This window comes from Vibrio sp. FE10 (genome assembly GCF_030297155.1).
GTDB lineage: Bacteria > Pseudomonadota > Gammaproteobacteria > Enterobacterales > Vibrionaceae > Vibrio > Vibrio apostichopi.
The window spans coordinates 73600-92317 of record NZ_AP028067.1 but is presented as its reverse complement, the minus strand read 5'-3'; the positions used below and the strand labels follow the sequence as shown (position 1 = coordinate 92317).

At 44.2% G+C, this 18718-nt stretch carries 19 protein-coding genes; 6 read left to right on the top strand and 13 right to left on the bottom strand.

Translation table 11 applies throughout. The features are described from left to right. Window positions 1-56: 56 nt before the first annotated feature. Window positions 57-818: a TatD family hydrolase gene (locus QUF19_RS00420; protein ID WP_286295315.1), complete on the top strand. Its 762-nt coding sequence runs from the start codon at window positions 57-59 to the stop codon at window positions 816-818. A 315-nt stretch (window positions 819-1133) separates the two neighbouring features. On the opposite strand, the gene tatC is transcribed toward QUF19_RS00420, so the two are convergent. The 7 genes from tatC to rmuC all read right to left on the bottom strand — a co-directional run bounded on the left by tatC (window position 1134) and on the right by rmuC (window position 7470). Next, window positions 1134-1889, bottom strand: coding sequence for a twin-arginine translocase subunit TatC (gene tatC / locus QUF19_RS00415; protein WP_017109229.1), 756 nt, complete (start codon window positions 1887-1889; stop codon window positions 1134-1136). 148 nt (window positions 1890-2037) lie between these two features. Next, window positions 2038-2445: a Sec-independent protein translocase protein TatB gene (gene tatB, locus QUF19_RS00410; protein ID WP_286295312.1), complete on the bottom strand. Its 408-nt coding sequence runs from the start codon at window positions 2443-2445 to the stop codon at window positions 2038-2040. A 3-nt stretch (window positions 2446-2448) separates the two neighbouring features. Then, complete coding sequence (tatA, locus tag QUF19_RS00405; RefSeq protein WP_004735565.1) at window positions 2449-2703, bottom strand: Sec-independent protein translocase subunit TatA; 255 nt, start codon at window positions 2701-2703, stop codon at window positions 2449-2451. 54 nt (window positions 2704-2757) lie between these two features. Next, on the bottom strand, window positions 2758-4392 hold the full coding sequence (gene ubiB / locus QUF19_RS00400; protein ID WP_139684797.1) for a ubiquinone biosynthesis regulatory protein kinase UbiB: 1635 nt from the start codon (window positions 4390-4392) through the stop codon (window positions 2758-2760). Further along, window positions 4389-4994: a ubiquinone biosynthesis accessory factor UbiJ gene (locus QUF19_RS00395; RefSeq protein WP_286295304.1), complete on the bottom strand. Its 606-nt coding sequence runs from the start codon at window positions 4992-4994 to the stop codon at window positions 4389-4391. Before QUF19_RS00395 ends, ubiB begins: the two co-directional genes overlap by 4 nt. Window positions 4995-5092: 98 nt before the next feature. Then, window positions 5093-5872, bottom strand: a complete 780-nt coding sequence (gene ubiE, locus QUF19_RS00390; RefSeq protein ID WP_029222994.1) for a bifunctional demethylmenaquinone methyltransferase/2-methoxy-6-polyprenyl-1,4-benzoquinol methylase UbiE — start codon at window positions 5870-5872, stop codon at window positions 5093-5095. A gap of 65 nt (window positions 5873-5937) precedes the next feature. Beyond that, window positions 5938-7470 (bottom strand): DNA recombination protein RmuC, encoded by a 1533-nt coding sequence (gene rmuC / locus QUF19_RS00385; RefSeq protein WP_286295302.1) that lies wholly within the window; start codon window positions 7468-7470, stop codon window positions 5938-5940. Between the two features lie 138 nt (window positions 7471-7608). Here rmuC and QUF19_RS00380 point away from each other — a divergent pair, with 138 nt between their 5' ends. From QUF19_RS00380 to QUF19_RS00370, 3 genes are all read left to right on the top strand, one after another. After that, a complete protein-coding gene (locus tag QUF19_RS00380) occupies window positions 7609-8517 on the top strand; it encodes a DMT family transporter (RefSeq protein WP_102437844.1) in 909 nt (302 codons plus the stop codon). A gap of 328 nt (window positions 8518-8845) precedes the next feature. After that, window positions 8846-10018, top strand: coding sequence for an amidohydrolase (locus QUF19_RS00375; RefSeq protein WP_286295301.1), 1173 nt, complete (start codon window positions 8846-8848; stop codon window positions 10016-10018). A 56-nt stretch (window positions 10019-10074) separates the two neighbouring features. Beyond that, window positions 10075-11607, top strand: a complete 1533-nt coding sequence (locus QUF19_RS00370; RefSeq protein ID WP_286295300.1) for an AbgT family transporter — start codon at window positions 10075-10077, stop codon at window positions 11605-11607. Window positions 11608-11617: 10 nt separating this feature from the next. Here QUF19_RS00370 and QUF19_RS00365 read toward each other — a convergent pair whose 3' ends face one another. The 4 genes from QUF19_RS00365 to ftnA form a co-directional block, all read right to left on the bottom strand. Then, the gene (locus QUF19_RS00365) at window positions 11618-12508 is read right to left on the bottom strand and encodes a LysR family transcriptional regulator (RefSeq protein ID WP_286295299.1); all 891 of its coding nucleotides are present in this window, start codon (window positions 12506-12508) and stop codon (window positions 11618-11620) included. Between the two features lie 525 nt (window positions 12509-13033). Further along, complete coding sequence (locus QUF19_RS00360) at window positions 13034-14227, bottom strand: BaiN/RdsA family NAD(P)/FAD-dependent oxidoreductase (RefSeq protein WP_286295298.1); 1194 nt, start codon at window positions 14225-14227, stop codon at window positions 13034-13036. A 236-nt stretch (window positions 14228-14463) separates the two neighbouring features. Beyond that, entirely contained in the window at window positions 14464-14787 is a 324-nt protein-coding gene (gene uspB, locus QUF19_RS00355) for a universal stress protein UspB (protein ID WP_102437840.1), read from the bottom strand. Window positions 14788-14855: 68 nt separating this feature from the next. Then, window positions 14856-15383: a non-heme ferritin gene (ftnA, locus tag QUF19_RS00350; RefSeq protein WP_017109234.1), complete on the bottom strand. Its 528-nt coding sequence runs from the start codon at window positions 15381-15383 to the stop codon at window positions 14856-14858. A 187-nt stretch (window positions 15384-15570) separates the two neighbouring features. Here ftnA and uspA point away from each other — a divergent pair, with 187 nt between their 5' ends. Together uspA and QUF19_RS00340 are read left to right on the top strand one after the other, a co-directional pair. Continuing rightward, window positions 15571-16005 (top strand): universal stress protein UspA, encoded by a 435-nt coding sequence (gene uspA / locus QUF19_RS00345; RefSeq protein WP_102437838.1) that lies wholly within the window; start codon window positions 15571-15573, stop codon window positions 16003-16005. A 52-nt stretch (window positions 16006-16057) separates the two neighbouring features. Beyond that, window positions 16058-16936, top strand: a complete 879-nt coding sequence (locus QUF19_RS00340; RefSeq protein ID WP_286295295.1) for a carboxylate/amino acid/amine transporter — start codon at window positions 16058-16060, stop codon at window positions 16934-16936. Between the two features lie 147 nt (window positions 16937-17083). Here QUF19_RS00340 and QUF19_RS00335 read toward each other — a convergent pair whose 3' ends face one another. Further along, complete coding sequence (locus QUF19_RS00335; protein WP_286295294.1) at window positions 17084-17659, bottom strand: hypothetical protein; 576 nt, start codon at window positions 17657-17659, stop codon at window positions 17084-17086. 121 nt (window positions 17660-17780) lie between these two features. Next, window positions 17781-18560 carry a class I SAM-dependent methyltransferase gene (locus QUF19_RS00330; protein ID WP_017109237.1) on the bottom strand — a complete coding sequence of 260 codons (780 nt, stop codon included), beginning with the start codon at window positions 18558-18560 and terminating at the stop codon, window positions 17781-17783. Window positions 18561-18718: the final 158 nt, after the last annotated feature.

Genomic DNA, 18718 nt, shown 5'->3' with positions numbered 1-18718 from the left:
CTCACACTGCCGTATACTCATGACAACTCAGTACAGACCGCTTTCAGGACAAAATAATGATCGACACCCATGCCCATATTTACGCGAGTGAATTCGACGAAGACCGCGAACAGGTGGTGCAGCGCGCACTTGCCCAAGGTATTGATACGATTCTATTACCTAACATCGATTTAGAATCTATCGAACCCATGTTAGCGACGGAAGCACAATTCCCTGAGGTGTGTCGTTCAATGATGGGCTTACACCCTTGCTATGTGGATGCGAATATCGAGCAGACCTTGAAAACCATTCGAGCTTGGTTTGGTAAGCATGATTTTATCGCCGTGGGTGAAATCGGTATCGACCTGTACTGGGACAAAACCTTTAAGGCCGAACAAGAGATGGCGTTTGTGACTCAACTGCAGTGGGCAAAAGATCTAGACCTACCTGTCGTGATCCACACGCGTGATTCTATTGAAGAGACACTTGCCCTGCTTCGCCAAGAACAAGATGGCAGCTTACGTGGTGTGTTCCATTGTTTTGGCAGCAGCTTAGAGGAAGCTCAAGCGATCAACGCGCTCGGCTTTCACCTAGGTTTAGGTGGCGTATCGACCTTTAAGAATTCAGGGATGGATAAGGTGATTCCACACCTGGATATGAATTACGTCATTCTCGAAACAGACTGCCCTTATTTAGCGCCAGCGCCAAATCGAGGTAAACGTAATGAGCCCGCGTACACAGAATTGGTCGCAAAACGCATCGCTGAACTGCGCGGAATTACCCTTGAAGAAGTCGAAATCATAACCACCACAAATGCTAAGTCATTGTTTAATTTATGATAAAACTATTAATAACTTAATTTTATGAATTTATAGCCTATTTATTTGTTAAAACAAAGTGATGTGTATACTATCAATCACCTGCATATGGAGGTAGCTGATTATGTGTGACCATTCACAACACTTACAACGTCAACATCGAACTCTATGGCATAAAATATTAGGAATTAAAGAGCTCTATATATGTCAGAACTGTGGCTATCAGTTAAAGATTCGATAAACAGACATAATAAAAAAGCGGCCCAAGGCCGCTTTTTTATTATGTGATTTTTGCTGAAGGACTCTCACGCTTATGCTCTTACAGCACTTTGCGAATTAAGATTCAGTTTCTTCCTCTTCATCGGCATCTGGTTTGCGCACATAGAAACGCGCGAAGAACAGGCCAATCTCAAACAGAATACACATTGGAATCGCCAACAGTGTCTGCGAGATCATATCAGGCGGCGTTAGCATCATGCCGACAATAAACGCACCCACAACAATGTAAGGACGCTTCTCTGCCAGTTCCTTAGGTGTCGTTGCACCCGTCCAACATAGCAAGATAATCGCGACTGGCACTTCAAAAGCAATACCAAAGGCAAAGAACAACGCGAGTACAAAGTCAAGGTAACTCGATATGTCGGTCGCGAACTCTACTCCTCCTAATGATATGGCGGTAAAAAAGCCAAATACCAACGGGAATACAATGAAGTAAGCGAACGCCACTCCACAGTAAAACAGCAATGAACTTGAAGCCAATAACGGCATGATCAAGCGCTTCTCATGCTTGTATAAGCCCGGAGCGACAAAAGCCCACACCTGATACAAAATGAACGGAACCGCGAGGAATATAGACGCGATCAAGGTCAGTTTTAAAGGTGTGAAAAATGGCGAAGCAACATCGGTTGCGATCATCGTCGCGCCTTCAGGTAAGCGATCTACCAAAGGTGCAGAGACGAACTCATAAATATCATTAGCGAAATAAATTAGCCCAACAAACACCACCAGAACCGCAACAATCGCACGTAGTAAGCGATTACGCAGTTCTAGAAGATGGCTAATTAAAGGCTGTGTCTGCTCAGTCGAAGACATGTCAAACCTCTTAAACAGGAAGATCGAAAAGGAGCCGCACACCTATCTATCCAGTTGAATTGGTATCCACTTGAATTGATATCTACTTGAATAGCTATCGACTTAAACATCTAGCGACTCAAGTATCCGGCGACTCCTCCTTGCGAGACTATTCGGCTTTCTTATCTGACGGTGCTGAAGCTTCTCTGTTGACCTGAATGGTTTCAGATTCAACAGTTTCCGTGACACTAGGTTTAGTCTCACTTGGCTTATCAGACTCAGGCTTAGCATACGGACGTTGAACCTCAGCAGCGGCCTGCTTGAGTTCATCGACTGACGCTTTTAGGTCTGGAGATAAATCTTCCATACCCATTTTTTCCGCCTTGCGTAGGTTTTCTTGCAGTTCTTGCACCTTAAGCTCATGAGAAAGTTCATCTTTCACACTATTTGCCATGCTTTTCGCTTGCCCAACAAACTTGGAGATACTGCGAATTGCAACGGGCAAACGCTCAGGCCCTAAAACCACTAACCCAACGACAGATATTAATACCAGTTCCCAAAAACCGATATCAAACACGATTTACGCCTGCTCTTTGTCTTTCTTTGTTTCAGCAGTTGTTTCAGCGCTAGCTTCTTTCTTCTGCTGTTCAATATTCTTTGGTTCAAAGTCTGCATCTTTCTTATCTGCAGGCTTATCTTCATCGCTCATTGCTTTTTTGAAGCCTTTAACCGCTGAACCTAAGTCACCGCCCATGCCGCGCAGCTTCTTCGTTCCGAATAGCAAAATTACAATTACAGCAATGATTAGAAGTTGCCAAATACTGATACCACCCATTGTCATTGTCCTCGGGTCTGTCTACACATAAAAAATATTAAGGAAGTCTACTGTCTAACGACGGTAAGCTCGCCAACTTAGCAGCCAAAATGTGACACCTGCGATGCCACAGCCCATAGATAGCTGCTCATAAGGGCTTGAAACTAATATTGCGGAGCATACGACTAAAGTTGCTCCAACGCCAAACAAAAACTTTCCAGTTGCTTGCTGACGCTTACTATCTCTATAGCCTTGATAAAGCTGATCCATTCTGTGGTTCATCGCTTTACCTTGGCGCAAGCTGTCATAAAGTAACTCTGGCAGCTCTGGCAGTTTTTCTGCCCAGAATGGCGCGCGCTCTTTTACTGCGTTAATCACAGCTTGCGGCCCCACCTGATTCATCATCCAGGTTTCAAGGAAAGGTTTAGCCGTTGCCCACAAATCAAGTTGCGGATACAACTGGCGGCCTAGGCCTTCCACATACAACAAGGTCTTCTGCAGAAGCACCAACTGAGGTTGAACCTCCATGTTGAAACGTCTTGCTGTATTAAATAAGTTTAGCAACACATGGCCAAATGAGATCTCGCCAAGTGGTTTTGCAAAAATCGGCTCACACACCATGCGAATCGCGAATTCGAAATCGTTGACGTTGGTATCGTGTGGAACCCACCCCGAATCAACGTGAAGCTCGGCGACTTTTCGGTAATCTCGATTAAAGAAAGCCAGCAGGTTTTCGGCTAAATAACGCTTATCTTCGCTATTAAGCGTGCCGACAATGCCACAATCCAAGCCAATCCACTGCGGGTTATCTGGATTTTCTGGGTTAACGAATACGTTGCCCGGGTGCATGTCTGCATGGAAAAAGCTGTCGCGGAACACTTGGGTGAAGAATACCGTCACACCACGTTCAGCCAGCAATTTCATGTTAGTGCCGTTGGCGTTCAGCGTTTCAATATCTGAAACTTGAATACCATAGATGCGCTCTGACACCATCAAGGTTTCACTGCTTAAATCAGGAATAACCTCTGGTACATACAGCTCTTCGCTGCCTTCAAAATTACGTCGTAGTTGAATCGCATTCGCTGCCTCGCGGCGCAGGTCTAGTTCATCCAGTAACGTTTTCTCGTACTCGTGAACTACCTCAACAGGTTTCAAACGACGTGCTTCAGGAAGCGACTTAGCGACTATACGCGCCATTCGGTGCATCAGTTTTAGATCTGCATCAATCACCGGGCGAATATCAGGGCGAATTACCTTAAGAACAATCTCACGACCGTTCTCTTTGAGTTTCGCAGTATGCACCTGAGCGATAGAAGCTGAAGCCAGTGGCTCGATATCAAAGTCGGTAAACCAGTTATCTAGGCTACCACCGAGGGCTTTTTCCATATCTCGCTTAGCCAATTGACCATCAAATGGCGCCACTTGGTCTTGCAATAGCGCCAGCTGATCAGCGATATGAGGAGGAAATAGGTCGCGACGCGTTGACATCATCTGACCAAACTTAATCCAAACAGGCCCTAATTCTTGCAACGCTAAACGCAAGCGGTGACCTAACTCTTTATCTTGATGTTTATTCTTGAGCCAAAACAGAGACTTTCGTGCCAACAAAGGGGCTTTGGTCAACTGGTGCTCAGGCATCAATTCATCAAGGCCGTATTCCAACTGTACCTTGATAATATGATAAAGACGTTTCAGTTCTGTTGGGGTCATGCTTTCTCCAACAGAGCGTTCAATTTAGCTTCAAGACGTGCAGCTGAGCTTTTCACGTCATCAACCTGATCGCAAAAATGTACAACTTCTAAGGCCGCTGGTGCAATCTTCCACTCTTCAGTTAATACCTGAGCGAGATGGTTTTGATGCTTAGTGGCTTGTTTAGCAACAAGGCCACCAACATTCTTAACGCCTTGTACCAAGGTATGAGCAACCACATCGCCCGTCACGCGCGATAGCCACTCTTCCAAGTCAGGCTTGCAGTCTGTCATTAGCTGAGCAAATTTCTGAGCCAGTTGAATATCACCTTCTAAGATCAGCTTATCTTGCTTGATCAGTTTGGTGATATTCGATTGCTCACGCAGTTCTGGCAGTACCGATAAATTCAAAGATAGGTAGCAATCAGGTTGTCCTTCGTAGTCAGACAACACATCAATTTGTTGGCTAAAAACGAAAGTGAGAGTTTTATTCAGCTCTTTCAAATTAACTTGAATGATCTGCCCCTTTAAACGAGACAAACGACGAACCAAAGCTGGATCATCGTTCACAAGAGTGTTTAAAGAGGTTTCAATAACCGCGGTGACCAATGGATCAAATGGCATGACTGTCCTTACCTTTGAAAACGGATAAGCGTTAACCTATCCGTTCTATCTTTATTCTTATTTTTTAGCACACTCTACGAGCCTGCTACCAAGTTCGACTAGAACTTGTAGCCGCGGTGCAGCGCAACAATGCCGCCCGTTAGGTTGAAGTATTTAGTATTTTCAAAACCCGCTTCTTGCATCATACCTTCCAAGGTTTCTTGGTTAGGGTGCATACGGATTGATTCTGCAAGGTAACGATAGCTGTCTGCATCGTTAGCAATCAACTCACCCATTTTTGGCAATAGGTGGAAAGAGTATGCATCGTAAACCTTTGATAGTGGTTCAAGCACTGGCTTAGAAAACTCAAGAACCAACAGACGGCCACCTGGCTTAAGCACGCGGTACATTGAACGCAGCGCTTGGTCTTTATCGGTAACATTACGCAGACAGAAGCTGATGGTAATACAATCAAAGTAGTTGTCTGGGAATGGCAGCTCTTCAGCATTAGCTTGAACGTAGTGTACGTTGCCAACAATGCCGCTATCACGCAGTTTATCGCGGCCAACATTCAGCATTGAGTTGTTGATATCAGCAAGAACCACGTGGCCTTTTTCACCAACGATACGCGAGAATTTCGCAGTCAGGTCACCAGTACCACCACCAAGATCTAGGATACGTTGACCCGGGCGAACGCCGCTGCAATCAATCGTGAATCGCTTCCACAAGCGGTGAACACCACCCGACATTAAGTCATTCATGATGTCGTATTTAGCGGCTACAGAGTGAAATACCTCTGCTACTTTCGCGACTTTCTGGTCTTTCGCGACTGTTTCGAAACCAAAGTGTGTGGTTTCTGACTCTACTGCTGAATTTGTCTGCACGCTTGTGTCCATAATGCTGTTATCTACCATGGTAAGTTCTCATCGACAGTACACTCTCTATTTAGAGGCGCTGCGGCCGATTAGTTTACTTTATCCTCAGCGGGTTGTCTTTCTACTAAGGAGGCATTTTCTGAAAAAGCCTCATTTTGAGCAATTTCCGCCAAGCCAACCGAGATAGGTTTCTTCACCTCAACACCCAATTGCTTGAAGCTTTCTGCCTGACGAATCACGTTACCACGCCCAGTCACCAGCTTATTCATGGCACCTTGGTAGCTTTGGTTGGCTCTGTCTAATGAGCTACCCAGACCTTCCATATCATCAACAAACAAGCGAAGCTTGTCGTAAAGCTTGCTAGCTCGCTCTGCAATGATTTGTGCATTCTGGTTCTGTCTTTCGTTACGCCACAGGTTATCAATGGTACGCAGTGCCACCAGCAAGGTCGTAGGGCTGACCAAGATAATGTTTTGTTCCATCGCGTCTTTGACCAAGCTAGGATCAGCTTGAATCGCGACTTGGAATGCTGGTTCGACTGGGATAAACATCAATACATAATCAAGGCTCTGTATGCCTTTGAGCTGATGATAATCTTTCTGACTCAAGCCTTTAATATGCGCGCGCAATGAAGCTAAATGATCACGCAGTGCTGCGTCGCGTTGTTGATCGGTCTCAGCGTTGAAGTAGCGCTCAAATGCCACCAAAGCCATTTTCGAATCCACCACCACCTGCTTATCTTGTGGCAAATGTACGATCACATCCGGTTGGTAACGCTTGCCGGCATCGTTTTGCAAGTTCACCTGAGTTTGATATTCATGGCCTTCTCGTAAGCCAGAATCCGCCAACACACGAGCCAGTACCACTTCACCCCAATTACCTTGTTGTTTATTATCACCCTTTAACGCCTGAGTCAGGTTAACCGCTTCACGCGTCATGCTCTCATTGAGGCGCTGCAGGTTTTTAAGCTCATGCACTAAGGTGTGACGCTCTTTGGCTTCTTGACTGAAGCTATCATTAACCTGCTTCTTAAAGCCCTCCAACTGCTCTCTCAGCGGTGATAACAAACCTTCGAGGCTCTGCTTGTTCTGCTGATCGACCTTGGCGGTTTTGCTCTCAAACAGTTGATTTGCTAACAGTTCAAACTGTTGCTTCAATCGAGATTCTGCTTGCTCTAACAGCTGTAGTTTTTCACTGTTGGCGAGATTTTCTTGGTCGTGCCTAGCTTCTTGCTCGCGAAGCTCTGCCTCCAACTCAGACTTATGCTCCTTAAGAACATTGATATCATCGGCATACTGCTGACGCTCTTGCTTCACGGCTTCAAAATAGCGCAGCTTCTCCATCGCAGCCATCACCTTGCCATGTGCCTGCTTAAGTTCAAATGCCGCTTTGTCTCGGTCATCATCCAACTCATTGAGCTCTTGTTGCGCCTCTGCGAGCGAGGATTTGAGCTGAGATTGTTGAGACTCATGCAGCAAACGGTCGGACTCGAGTTGCTGTTCAAGAAGTCGCTGCTGAAAAGAGAACTTCTGTTTGATCCACCAGCCCACCACACCGCCGCTGACGAGCGCGCCGGAAATAGCAGCCATAAGCGTTGCCTGATGTTCGATAATCCATTGCATGATAATGATTTAGCCTAATTGGAAATAACTCATTAAATGGTATTTTGATACTGGATAAATGTCCAGTTTGCCGTATTAAAATTCGACAGATAGACTAGGCGCTCCGTATTCTGTCCCATCAAATTAGAATGAGTTGCTATGAACGAACGTCGTGCCTTGGGCTTTGGCCTTGCTGCGGTATTGCTGTGGTCAACAGTCGCTACTGCTTTTAAGCTGACCCTTGCTGAGTTTTCACCGATTCAAATGCTGACCATCGCCAGCATTGTGTCGTCGATTGCGCTGATCGCCGTTTGTGCGTTTCAAGGCAAGCTCTCTCAACTGAGTACTACGTTTCTTTCAAACCCTTGGTATTACTTACTGCTTGGTTTAGTGAATCCTCTAGCTTATTACCTGATTCTATTCAAAGCCTACGACCTGTTGCCTGCATCTCAAGCACAAGCCATCAACTACAGTTGGGCGATCACGCTGACTTTAATGGCAGCGGTATTTCTAGGGCAAAAAATTCGTAAACAAGATTGGGTGGCGTGTACCTTCAGCTATGCAGGTGTGGTAGTGATTGCCACCAAAGGTGATGTGTTAGGCATGCAGTTCGATAGCCCACTCGGTGTAGCACTGGCTCTGCTTTCCACGTTGCTGTGGGCGGGTTACTGGATTTTAAATACTAAGAACAAAGCTGACCCTGTGGTTGGCGTGCTGCTTGGTTTCTTAGTGGCGTTGCCATTCGCGATTGGTTTAACTATTTACGAAGGTGAAAGCTTTAGCCAAATAACAGCGAAAGGTTGGATGGCGGTGACTTACGTTGGCCTGTTCGAGATGGGTATTACCTTTGTCTTGTGGCTATCAGCACTCAAGCTAACCAACAATACGGCACGTATCAGCAACCTAATTTTTGCCTCACCATTTATCTCGCTAATGCTACTTTCAACCATTATTGGCGAAGAGATTCACCCGGCAACATTGTTTGGTTTGATGCTGATAATTGCTGGTCTTGTTATCCAGCAGATCAAATGGGGAAAGAAGAAAAACAACCTCAGCCCTGAAAGTTGATAACTAACGAAACTAAAACTCTCGCAATACTCACTCTCCAAAGTGATCAGCGATAGCAAGCTTTAAAGACAAAAATGGCGAGTCCTATGACTCGCCATTTTTATTTTAATTATTAAGCATCTACCTCTAGAGTCATATTAGTTAACTAATATTTCACTGAAGTCATTTTCAGCGAATAACCCCAACACCTCCGATACTCAAAAACACCACATCAAAAAGTTCGATATAGATTGCTATAAGTTTTACTAATAAGACTATTACGCATCCAACTAGGTAATACGACACCGTCATGATTATATGTTATGAAAATGTTACCCAAGGAAATGACGTGTCCCTATTACAAGAACTAGAAGAGTGGCTACCAGAAATGGTAGAAATTAGACGAAATATTCATCAACACCCAGAACTGGGTTTTGAAGAGCACAACACACAAAGTATGGTAATCGCCAAGCTCAAGGAATATGGCGTTGAACAAATAGACTCTCGCTTTGGAGGAACAGGCGTTGTTGCGGTTATCCAAGGGGTACTCGGTGACGGAAAAACTTTAGGCTTAAGAGCCGATCTGGACGCATTGCCGATCCACGAAGAAAACAGCTTTTCTCACCGTTCTTGTCAGGCAGGAAAAATGCACGCATGTGGGCATGATGGACATACCACAATGCTGCTATATGCAGCAAAATACCTCGCAAAAAATCGTCAATTTAATGGTAAAGCCGTACTCATTTTTCAACCCGCTGAAGAAGGCGTTGGTGGCGCGCAAAAAATGCTTCAGGATGGCTTACTTGAGTGCTATCCGTTAGATGCATGTTACGCACTTCATAACATGCCAGGAATACCAGAAGGGCATTTCGCATTCAAAGAAGGACCGATAATGGCAAGTTCCGATCGTCTCTTTATTCAGATTAATGGCAAAAGTGGGCATGCGGGCCTACCACAAAACACTCAAGATCCTTTATTAGTTGCGACCCATATTTATCAAGGTATACAAGGCTTAGTCAGTCGAACTTATAGCCCGTTTGAACCGCTTGTCGTTTCAGTCACACAGTTACATTGCGGTGAGACAACTAACGCTATCGCTGATACCGCTCAAATGAGTGGCACCTTCAGAACTCTCTCCCAAAATGTGCGAGACCGCTTGGTCTCTCAACTTGATACTTTGGTTTCTCACACTGCCATGGCTTTCGACATGACCGCACAATTCTCCCTAGGTCCAATATCTCACCCACCCACCGTCAACAGCTTCCCCGAAGTCGAGACAGCAGTGAAAGCCGCCTCTTCAGTCGTTGGTAATGATCAGGTTAACGCAACATGTGAGGCTTTATTAGCCAGTGAGGACTTTTCTTTTTTTCTAGACCAAGTACCGGGATGTTATGGGTTCATCGGCAACGGATTAACCATCAATGGAGAAACGATAGGCTTGCACCACAAGAACTACGATTTCAATGATCGAGTGTTACCGACCGGAGCCGCATACTTCATCTCTCTACTTCAACAAAACTAGCTCATAAAAATTAGTACAGGGGTCACGGTGACCCTCAATAATCACAGGAGTGTGAAATGTCAGGTTTACTAGAGCAAAAACAACTCCCTCAGAAAGTCAGCATAATTGATCGTATTGAGAAGTTTGGTGACCGAATACCCCATCCATTCTATATGTTTATTACCTTATGCTTAGCGGTCATATTCTTGTCTTGGATAGTGTCGAATTTTGGTGGGAATATAACGCACCCTTTGAGCGGAGATGAAATCAAAGTAAAAAACCTGCTCAGTGGCGAAGGGTTTGTGTACATTCTAAATTCAGCTGTATCAAATTTTATCGCGTTTAAACCTCTTGGTTTGGTACTTTGCATGATGCTCGCGGTAGGGCTTGTTCAAGAAGTAGGATTAGCAGACTCAGCTATTAAGCAATCGCTTTTAAACGCACCCAAAAACTTCGTAACCGCCTCTATATTTCTAACCGGGATCATCGGTAACTTAGCATCTGATGCGGCGTTTATCTTAGTGCCTCCTTTAGCTGGCATCATTTTCTCTGCAACCAATCGAAACCCTGTCGTAGGAATTGCTGCAGGCTTTGTTGCTGTGGCCGCAGGCTTTACTGCCAACGTATTTATCGCAGGAACGGATGTTTTACTCTCCGGTATTTCAACAGAAGCAGCCCGTATTGTTGAACCTGTAGAAGTTAGCCCCGCGGCTAACTGGTACTTCATGCTCCTTTCGGTACCTCTCTTGGTCGTACTTGGAACACTCATAACAGACAAATACATAGAACCACGATTTGATAAGCAAACAAAACGTTCTGCCGAAGAGTCTCCACTGAGTACTGAAAATACTGAGACATATAGTGTCACCGACATTCAAAAACGAGCTTTAAAATGGTCTGGGTACGCATCAATTGTTTTCATACTAGGAATGGTGGCATTACTGTTTCCAAGTGATTCACCATTGAAAAATGCCGATGGCGGCTTAGTTCCGTCTCCCTTCCTTACTGGCATAATCCCAATAATTATGGCGTTTTTCATTATGAATGCCGTCGTTTACGGTGTAAAAGCAGGAGAGATAAAGAAAGCGAGTGATGTGCCCGATTTGATGGCGAAGTCATTGCATGGTATTGGTGGCTACATCGTATTAGTTTTTGTTATTGCCCAATTTATTGCTTGGTTTAATTGGTCTAACTTGGCTATATTTTTCGCGGTGAATGGCGCTGAAATGCTCGCTCAAGTTGAAGTACCAAAGCTGTTAATGTTAGCCATGTTTATGATACTTGCAGGGTTCATGAATCTGATTGTTTTCAGTGGTTCAGCTCAATGGGCAATCATGGCTCCAGTCTTTATTCCACTATTCATGCTACTGGATATATCACCTGAATATACTCAGATGGCTTATCGAATCGCAGACTCAACAACCAATATTATATCTCCAACAAACCCTTACGTGCCGATGGTATTAGCGTTGATAGCCAAATATAACCCCAACGTAAAATTCGGTACATTTCTAGCTATGATGGTCCCATACGCATTCTTTCTATTTACGATCTGGGGAGCTGTATTCTTGACCTATACCATGCTAGGTCTACCTGTTGGACCTATGTAGACCGCGTAAACTACAGTTTGAGACTGACTTGCTTTCTGAGCATTAGATTAAACTCATCGATGATCTGTCGGTGAGTTTCTTTTCTCGTAATTAGCCCAATTGAACGATATTGAATTGGTTTTACTATTGGGATAAACCTTAAGTTCTCATGAGCATGTAATGAAGCGATGGTTGAGGATAAAATAGCAGAACCTAAACCGCTATCGATCATACCAAGCAATGTTGAAGTGTGAGACGCACTAATTTCAGGGTCATAGGTAAGGCCTGCTCGTATAAATGCCTGATCAGCAAGTGTCCTTAAACTATTTCCTGGACTGATACCTATGGATGCGTATTGATGAGCCTGCTTCCAGTTGACTTCACTCTCTGCACTCAAGTGATGAGCCTTATTACAGGTAAAGCATAAGTGATCACGAAACAGCAGTTCAAAATTTAGTTCCGAGTTATTAGGGGGAGTACCAATACCTATATCCGCACGTCCTTCTAGAACTGAATTATGGATATCATTGACTCGCTCCTCAATTAACCGAAACGAAAAAGATGGGTGCGTTCTTTTCAGCTCACTGATGGTTTTTGGAACCAATGAAGAACACATTGAATACAAAGACGAGATAACCAGCGTTCGATGGTAGCCTTGCTGACGAGCTTTATTTTCCAACTCCCACTTATCCAAACGGTTAACAATGAACAAAGCTTCTTGGTAGAAAGTACGACCAGTTTCAGTTAGCAGTATTTTTCGGCCTCTTTTCTCAATAAGTTCTGAGGCAGTTTGTACCGCAAGCTTTTGCATCATTTGGCTCAATGCAGATTGCGTAATGTGTATTTGTTCAGCCGCGGCTGTAAAACTTTTAGTTTCAACAAGAGTAATAAACGCTTTAAGTTGTCGATAACTCACATCCATAAGACTGACACCACCTTAAGTATTTTCTTTGCACAAAGTTATCGATTACGAAACATCAATAAGAAGACTCACAATATAAGATTCACACAAAGCGATAGAGTCAGTTCAGCGTCATGGGTTACTACAATGTGTGTGGCTTCTCATTAAAAATCATATCAAGCTGAAAACGTCACAACCGTTCTGTGCCCTTCCAATTTAGATCGCGAAGTGACTAAGGAATTGGACTTTACTGATGTTTATGGTTGTTCAGCGTTCCATGAGGTGTGGGTGCGTTAACAATTTAGCGTTAGATAGGAAGTTATTGCGGGTTTAGATTTTAAAGTTAAATTAACCGTGAAGCATATATGTTATCCAAACTAGGCTCTGACAACTCAGAGCCCGATAAAGACGATTACAAATTGAGTTTTGGTTTGAAAGTTGAAATTTAGTCACCAAAGAAACTAAATGTAAGAATGCCAAATAGCTACTGTCGAGGGATGACTAGTGGCAGTCACGATTAAGAGACAAACCGGTTGTCTCTCACTCTTAAACCCACTGACCTGCTGCGAAACCTGAGCTCCAGCACCATTGGAAGTTATAGCCACCTAACCAACCTGTTACGTCCATTACTTCACCGATGAAGTAGAGGCCAGAGACCGTCTTACATTCCATTGTTTTTGAAGAGAGGTGATTAGTGTCTACACCGCCTAAAGTCACTTCGGCAGTTCGGTAGCCTTCAGTGCCATTTGGCGCAATTTTCCAGTTCTCTAGGTGCTCAACAATGCCACTAAGCTGCTTTTCGTTGAACTGTTTAAGCGGCTTGTCTTCAAGCTCTTTACGATCAATCAACACCTCAACGAAACGCTTTGGTAATGCTTTCGCTAAGGTATTTTTTAGGCTTTGATTTGGGTGTTTCTCGCGAGAGTTTTCAAGTAGCTCAGCGACGTCCACTTCAGGCACTAGGTTGATAGAAACCGATTGACCCGCTTTCCAGAATGAAGAGATTTGCAGTACCGATGGACCAGATAGGCCGCGGTGAGTAAACAGCAATGCTTCTTTGAATAAAGTGCCGTCTTGCGCCGTGATCTCGGCAGGAATCGCGATTCCCGAAAGCTCAGCAAAGGCTTCTTTGTCTTCTTTATGCAGAGTAAATGGCACCAAACCTGCAGTTGTTGGCACCACAGATAAACCAAACTGCTCTGCCACTTTATAACCAAATGGCGTCGCGCCCAGTTTTGGCATGGAAAGGCCACCAGTTGCAATAACCAATGAATCACACTCAACTTCATCGGTGTTGAGATGCATCTTGAAGCCAGCGTCTGTTTTCTCAATCGAATGAACATCACAACGGTAACGCTCTTCAACCTTTGCTTGCTTGCACTCTGCTAGCAGCATGGTAACGATATCTTTTGAGTTATGGTCATTCACACAGAACAGTTGTCCGTGATCGCGTTCTTCAAATTCAATACCGTGCTTGCTCACCATCGAGATAAAATCCCAGTTGGTGTATTGAGAAAGTGCTGATTTTACAAAGTGACTGTTATTACACAGGAAGTTATTGGCGCTGACATCATAGTTAGTAAAGTTACAGCGACCGCCACCAGCAATAAGGATTTTTCTGCCCGGTTTTTTTGCATGATCTACGACGAGCACTCGTCGGCCGCGCTTGCCTGCTTCTGCTGCACACATCAAGCCAGCTGCACCTGCGCCAATTACGATTACGTCAAATTTTTCACTCATTGCGGTTCTGCTTTCTTCACTTTTGCATCACGAAGCACGCCTTGTGCCCATAACGCCACCAATAAAAAAGGATGTGCAAAACAGCACATCCTTACTAATTGCTCGCTATTCTAACGGCAATTTTCAACTTTGCAATTGATGTTCATTCGTGCAAATTCCTGTCAGCCCCCACAACATAAAGTGGATGGCTGATTCAACGAATTGAGATCCAGTTAATCACTCAATTCATCTGGAATTTAAACGATGAATGAAGACAGCAACGTCACACCCAACAGAGCGGAAGAGAGTATAAATAACTGTCTCACACGATCGCACTTCGACGTAAAAACTTCGTCGTGATGATGGTGATACTCTTTGCTTTTGATGTAACTAAACAGGCGAACCTGCTTGGTCATATTGCCATGAGTTGTGAAGAATCCGCCTCCGTCTACTTGTTGATAAAGTAGAGGATGTGCTTCTCGCATAATATAAATGAGTGTTCTTAGCGCGGTAAAATAACGCGCCCAGTTCAAACATGTCACAACCATTAGTGCAAATAGAATAGTGTCGCCGCTGATCATCCTTTCCTCCCTACATCTTCAAGGGAAGACTCAAAAGAAAAAGATAATCAGTGTCTTTTTCTTACAGCCTAAACTGCAGGAGCTTCCATAATTGAAGATGAACCATCTTTTGCCAATTGCGCTAGGTCTTTATCAATAAAGAACAGTGCTTTACCGTCTTCACCAACGAGCTCTAGCTTATCCAATACACCTTTAAACAACTTCTCTTCTTCGTGTTGCTCTGCAACGTACCATTGCAGGAAGTTAAAGGTTGAGTAATCTTGTGATGTGAAAGCAACGTGAGCCAGTTTGTTGATTTTTTCAGTGATCATTTGCTCATGTTCGTATGTTTCACGGAACACGGCACCAAGGCTGTCGAATTCATGTTTTGGCGCTTCAATCGCACCTAGAATTGGCATTGCACCTGTTTCACTAACGTAAGTGAAAAGACGCTGCATGTGTTCCATTTCTTCTACTGCATGAACACGCAGAAACTCTGCTGCACCTTCAAATCCTTTGTCTTCACACCAAGCACTCATTTGTAAGTATAGGTTGGATGAGAAAAATTCTAGATTAATTTGATCGTTGAGTTGATCAACCATTGTTTTAGACAGCATTTAAGTCTCCTGATTACACCTTAGTTTTCTCTACTATATCACTATTTAATTAATATCTCGCTGACCATTACTTAACCAACAATTTACAGAACCAGTACGCAAGACGATGGATATGAGATCACTTCAGCAAAAAAAGCCATCGCATAGTGCTAATCTTTAATTAGACAATGAATAGGGAGGTAGCAATATGAGTTACAAACATATTTTGGTTGCGGTCGATTTATCTGATGACAGTAAATTGATTGTCGATAAAGCGGTAGCACTGGCTAAGCCATTGGAGGCAAAAGTCTCTTTTATCCATATTGATATTAACTATGCCGAGCTGTATACCGGCCTTATCGACATCAACATGGCAGAAACTCAGCATAACGCGATGGAAGCATCTCGAGTTCAGCTACAAAATTTTGCTGAACATGCTCAATACCCTATCACCCACACCTTAGTGGGCAGTGGCGACCTGAGCCATGAGCTGTGTGACACCATCAATGAGTTCAATGTTGATTTAGTGGTTTGTGGTCACCATCAAGATTTCTGGAGCAAGCTACTTTCATCAACACGACAACTGATCAACGCCTCTCCGGTTGATATGCTGGTCGTGCCTCTAAGAGATTCAGAAGACTAATGATTTAAGGTTAGGTAACATACAGCTCATATCTTATTAACGAAGTTTTACTATGAGCTATTTAGCTGGTGTTACCCTCCTATGGGCCTTCTCCTTTAGCCTGATCGGTGTTTACCTTGCTGGTCAGGTTGATGCTTGGTTCTCTGTTTTGATGCGTGTTGCCCTTGCGGGTCTCGTATTCCTTCCTTTCCTTAAGTTTCGTGGTGTCTCACGTAAGCTGATCGCTAAATTGATGGCTATTGGTGGTATTCAGCTTGGGCTGATGTATTGCTTCTATTATCAGTCGTTCTTGCTGCTGTCGGTGCCTGAAGTCCTTCTGTTTACTGTTTTCACCCCAATTTATGTCACGCTTATTTATGACTTTCTCAAAGGGCAATTCTCACCTTGGTACCTAGTGACCGCCGCGATTGCGGTATTAGGCGCGGTGTTCATTAAATTCGCAGGCATCAACGAAAACTTTTTAGTCGGCTTCCTTGTCGTGCAAGGCGCGAACCTATGCTTTGCTATCGGTCAGGTTGGCTACAAGGTGGTGATGGAGAAAGAAGCGACTGAATTACCTCAACACACGGTGTTTGGTTATTTCTATTTAGGCGCTCTGTGTGTGGCTTCGGTTGCTTTCATGCTACTGGGCAATCCTGAAAAACTGCCTACGACTACCCTTCAATGGGGAATCCTGCTCTACCTCGGCTTAATTGCTTCAGGACTGGGTTACTTTATGTGGAACAAAGGCGCGTGCATGGTCAATGCTGGCGCACTTGCCGTGATGAACAATGTGTTAGTCCCAGCAGGCCTTGTTGTGAATATCCTTATTTGGAATAGAGATGTCGACTTGGTACGACTTTCCATCGGTGGTGGGGTTATCTTGCTGTCTTTATGGGTTAATGAAACTTGGGTTAAGAAGCGTGTTGCGAGAGATGCTGTCAACGCCTAGCGCGTTGAACTAACAATCTGTATTTAGCGAATAAGCTTTGTTTGACTAGCAAGATTCTTATTTTAAATAATACCCAGAAAGCAAAAGAGCGACCGTAGGTCGCTCTTTTTAAATCATCTGTGTAGCAATAAGCTCTTCGAATTAACTTCAGTGGATGTGATTGTGGCTCACGACCTGAGTCTTGGTTTCAGTGAAAGCAACGTCATCAAGTTGTAGGTTGATACGTTCAAGGTCACTTTCCAGTTTTTGGCTTTTCTTAAAAAGCTTTTGCTGCTTCTTAATCATCTTCGCTAGCTTTTTGTTGTACTTCTCTTGTTTCTTCGCCGCTTTCTTCGCTTGTTTGAGTTCAGCTTTCTCATCGCCGCTCGCCTTCGCCATCAGTTTTTTCAGCTTGGCTTTTTTCAACGCGACTTTATCCGCTTTTTCTGCGGCAGCAGGGTCAAAGATTTGTACCGTTGGCTCAACGCTGTCCATTACCTCGATAAGAGAAACTTCTGGCGTTGGCAATGTTTCAGCAAGTAGACCACACGCGACTTTTTCTTCCGCGGGTTTATTCTGGCAATCAATCGGTGGGATGGCTGTCGGTTTGCATAGATTCGCTTGATCCGACGATGAGCGCGCACAAGAGCGGCACACGAACTTTGGTTCAGTCACCAAACTGTGGATTTCTCCCAAGTGTTCGGTGATATCTCGACGGTTTAACTTACAAAAGCGTTTAGCCATGCTACAACTCCAGCTAAGAATAATAATGATTCTTAGTTAGATATACATCCGTAACGCGACTATCGCAAGTGTTAAATGGCAATTTATCGTATTTATGACGGGAAACTTTCTTAGCGTGTCTCTAAGTCATTGATGCTTTCACATAGACATCAAAACGGTTCTTTTTAGTTTCGATTGCCATGCTTGGTTTTTGCTCGTCTAACCATGCTGCGTAATCCGGCCTTTTGACCACAACGCGCTTTGATGCCAGCTTCATCGCAGGCTCAAACAAGCCATCGGCATCCAGATCTGCACCAACCAAAGATTGGAATACACGCATCTCTTTCTTAACCAAAGCCGATTTCTTTTTGTTCTCAGGGTGCGGGTACATAGGGTCGAGATACACTACATCTGGCTGTTCGAAGTCAGGATCGTTACTAAGCTTGTCTAGGGCATCATGGCTAGAAGCATGAATCAACTTCATGCGTTCACTCACCCAACCGCCGATATCTGGGTCTTTTTGCGCTCTCTGCAGGCCGTCATCCAATAATGCAGCGACAACTGGATGTCGCTCTACCATCTGTACTTTACAGCCCAACGAAGCCAGCACAAACGCATCACGTCCTAAACCAGCGGTGCCATCTAAGATAGTTGGTGTTGCGCCTTTGTTTAGACCTGCTGCCTTAGCAATTGCCTGACCTTTACCACCACCAAACTTACGTCTGTGACCGACCGCGCCTCCCACTAAATCAACAAAGATAGCGCCAAGCTTCGGTTCATCGACTTTACGTAACTCAAGTCGCTCGCTAGTCAGTACCAAAGCGAAATCGCTGTTTTCATCATGAGATAAATTCCAACGGGTCGCTAAGTCATTTAGATGATCGATTTGGGTGGCATCTTCGCAAATCAGTTGTAGTTGCAAGGTCGTCTCCAACAGACAGTAGTATTCAAAACAAAAGAGGCAACCAGTTTACCTGATTGCCTCAACAATACATATTAGCGGTGCAAACTATTAACTCTGCAAGCTATTAACTCTGAAAGCCATTAGCTCTGAAAGTATTAACGCAGCAAGCTGTTAGC

Coding starts and splice junctions, on each gene's coding strand:
- ubiB (WP_139684797.1), bottom strand. CDS start 4,392: ATGACCCCAACAGAACTGAAACGTCTTTATCATATTATCAAGGTACAG.
- tatC (WP_017109229.1), bottom strand. CDS start 1,889: ATGTCTTCGACTGAGCAGACACAGCCTTTAATTAGCCATCTTCTAGAA.
- QUF19_RS00420 (WP_286295315.1), top strand. CDS start 57: ATGATCGACACCCATGCCCATATTTACGCGAGTGAATTCGACGAAGAC.
- QUF19_RS00360 (WP_286295298.1), bottom strand. CDS start 14,227: ATGAGTGAAAAATTTGACGTAATCGTAATTGGCGCAGGTGCAGCTGGC.
- uspB (WP_102437840.1), bottom strand. CDS start 14,787: ATGATCAGCGGCGACACTATTCTATTTGCACTAATGGTTGTGACATGT.
- rmuC (WP_286295302.1), bottom strand. CDS start 7,470: ATGCAATGGATTATCGAACATCAGGCAACGCTTATGGCTGCTATTTCC.
- QUF19_RS00370 (WP_286295300.1), top strand. CDS start 10,075: ATGTCAGGTTTACTAGAGCAAAAACAACTCCCTCAGAAAGTCAGCATA.
- QUF19_RS00335 (WP_286295294.1), bottom strand. CDS start 17,659: ATGGCTAAACGCTTTTGTAAGTTAAACCGTCGAGATATCACCGAACAC.
- QUF19_RS00365 (WP_286295299.1), bottom strand. CDS start 12,508: ATGGATGTGAGTTATCGACAACTTAAAGCGTTTATTACTCTTGTTGAA.
- QUF19_RS00340 (WP_286295295.1), top strand. CDS start 16,058: ATGAGCTATTTAGCTGGTGTTACCCTCCTATGGGCCTTCTCCTTTAGC.
- tatA (WP_004735565.1), bottom strand. CDS start 2,703: ATGGGTGGTATCAGTATTTGGCAACTTCTAATCATTGCTGTAATTGTA.
- QUF19_RS00380 (WP_102437844.1), top strand. CDS start 7,609: ATGAACGAACGTCGTGCCTTGGGCTTTGGCCTTGCTGCGGTATTGCTG.
- ftnA (WP_017109234.1), bottom strand. CDS start 15,383: ATGCTGTCTAAAACAATGGTTGATCAACTCAACGATCAAATTAATCTA.
- QUF19_RS00395 (WP_286295304.1), bottom strand. CDS start 4,994: ATGCCATTTGATCCATTGGTCACCGCGGTTATTGAAACCTCTTTAAAC.
- uspA (WP_102437838.1), top strand. CDS start 15,571: ATGAGTTACAAACATATTTTGGTTGCGGTCGATTTATCTGATGACAGT.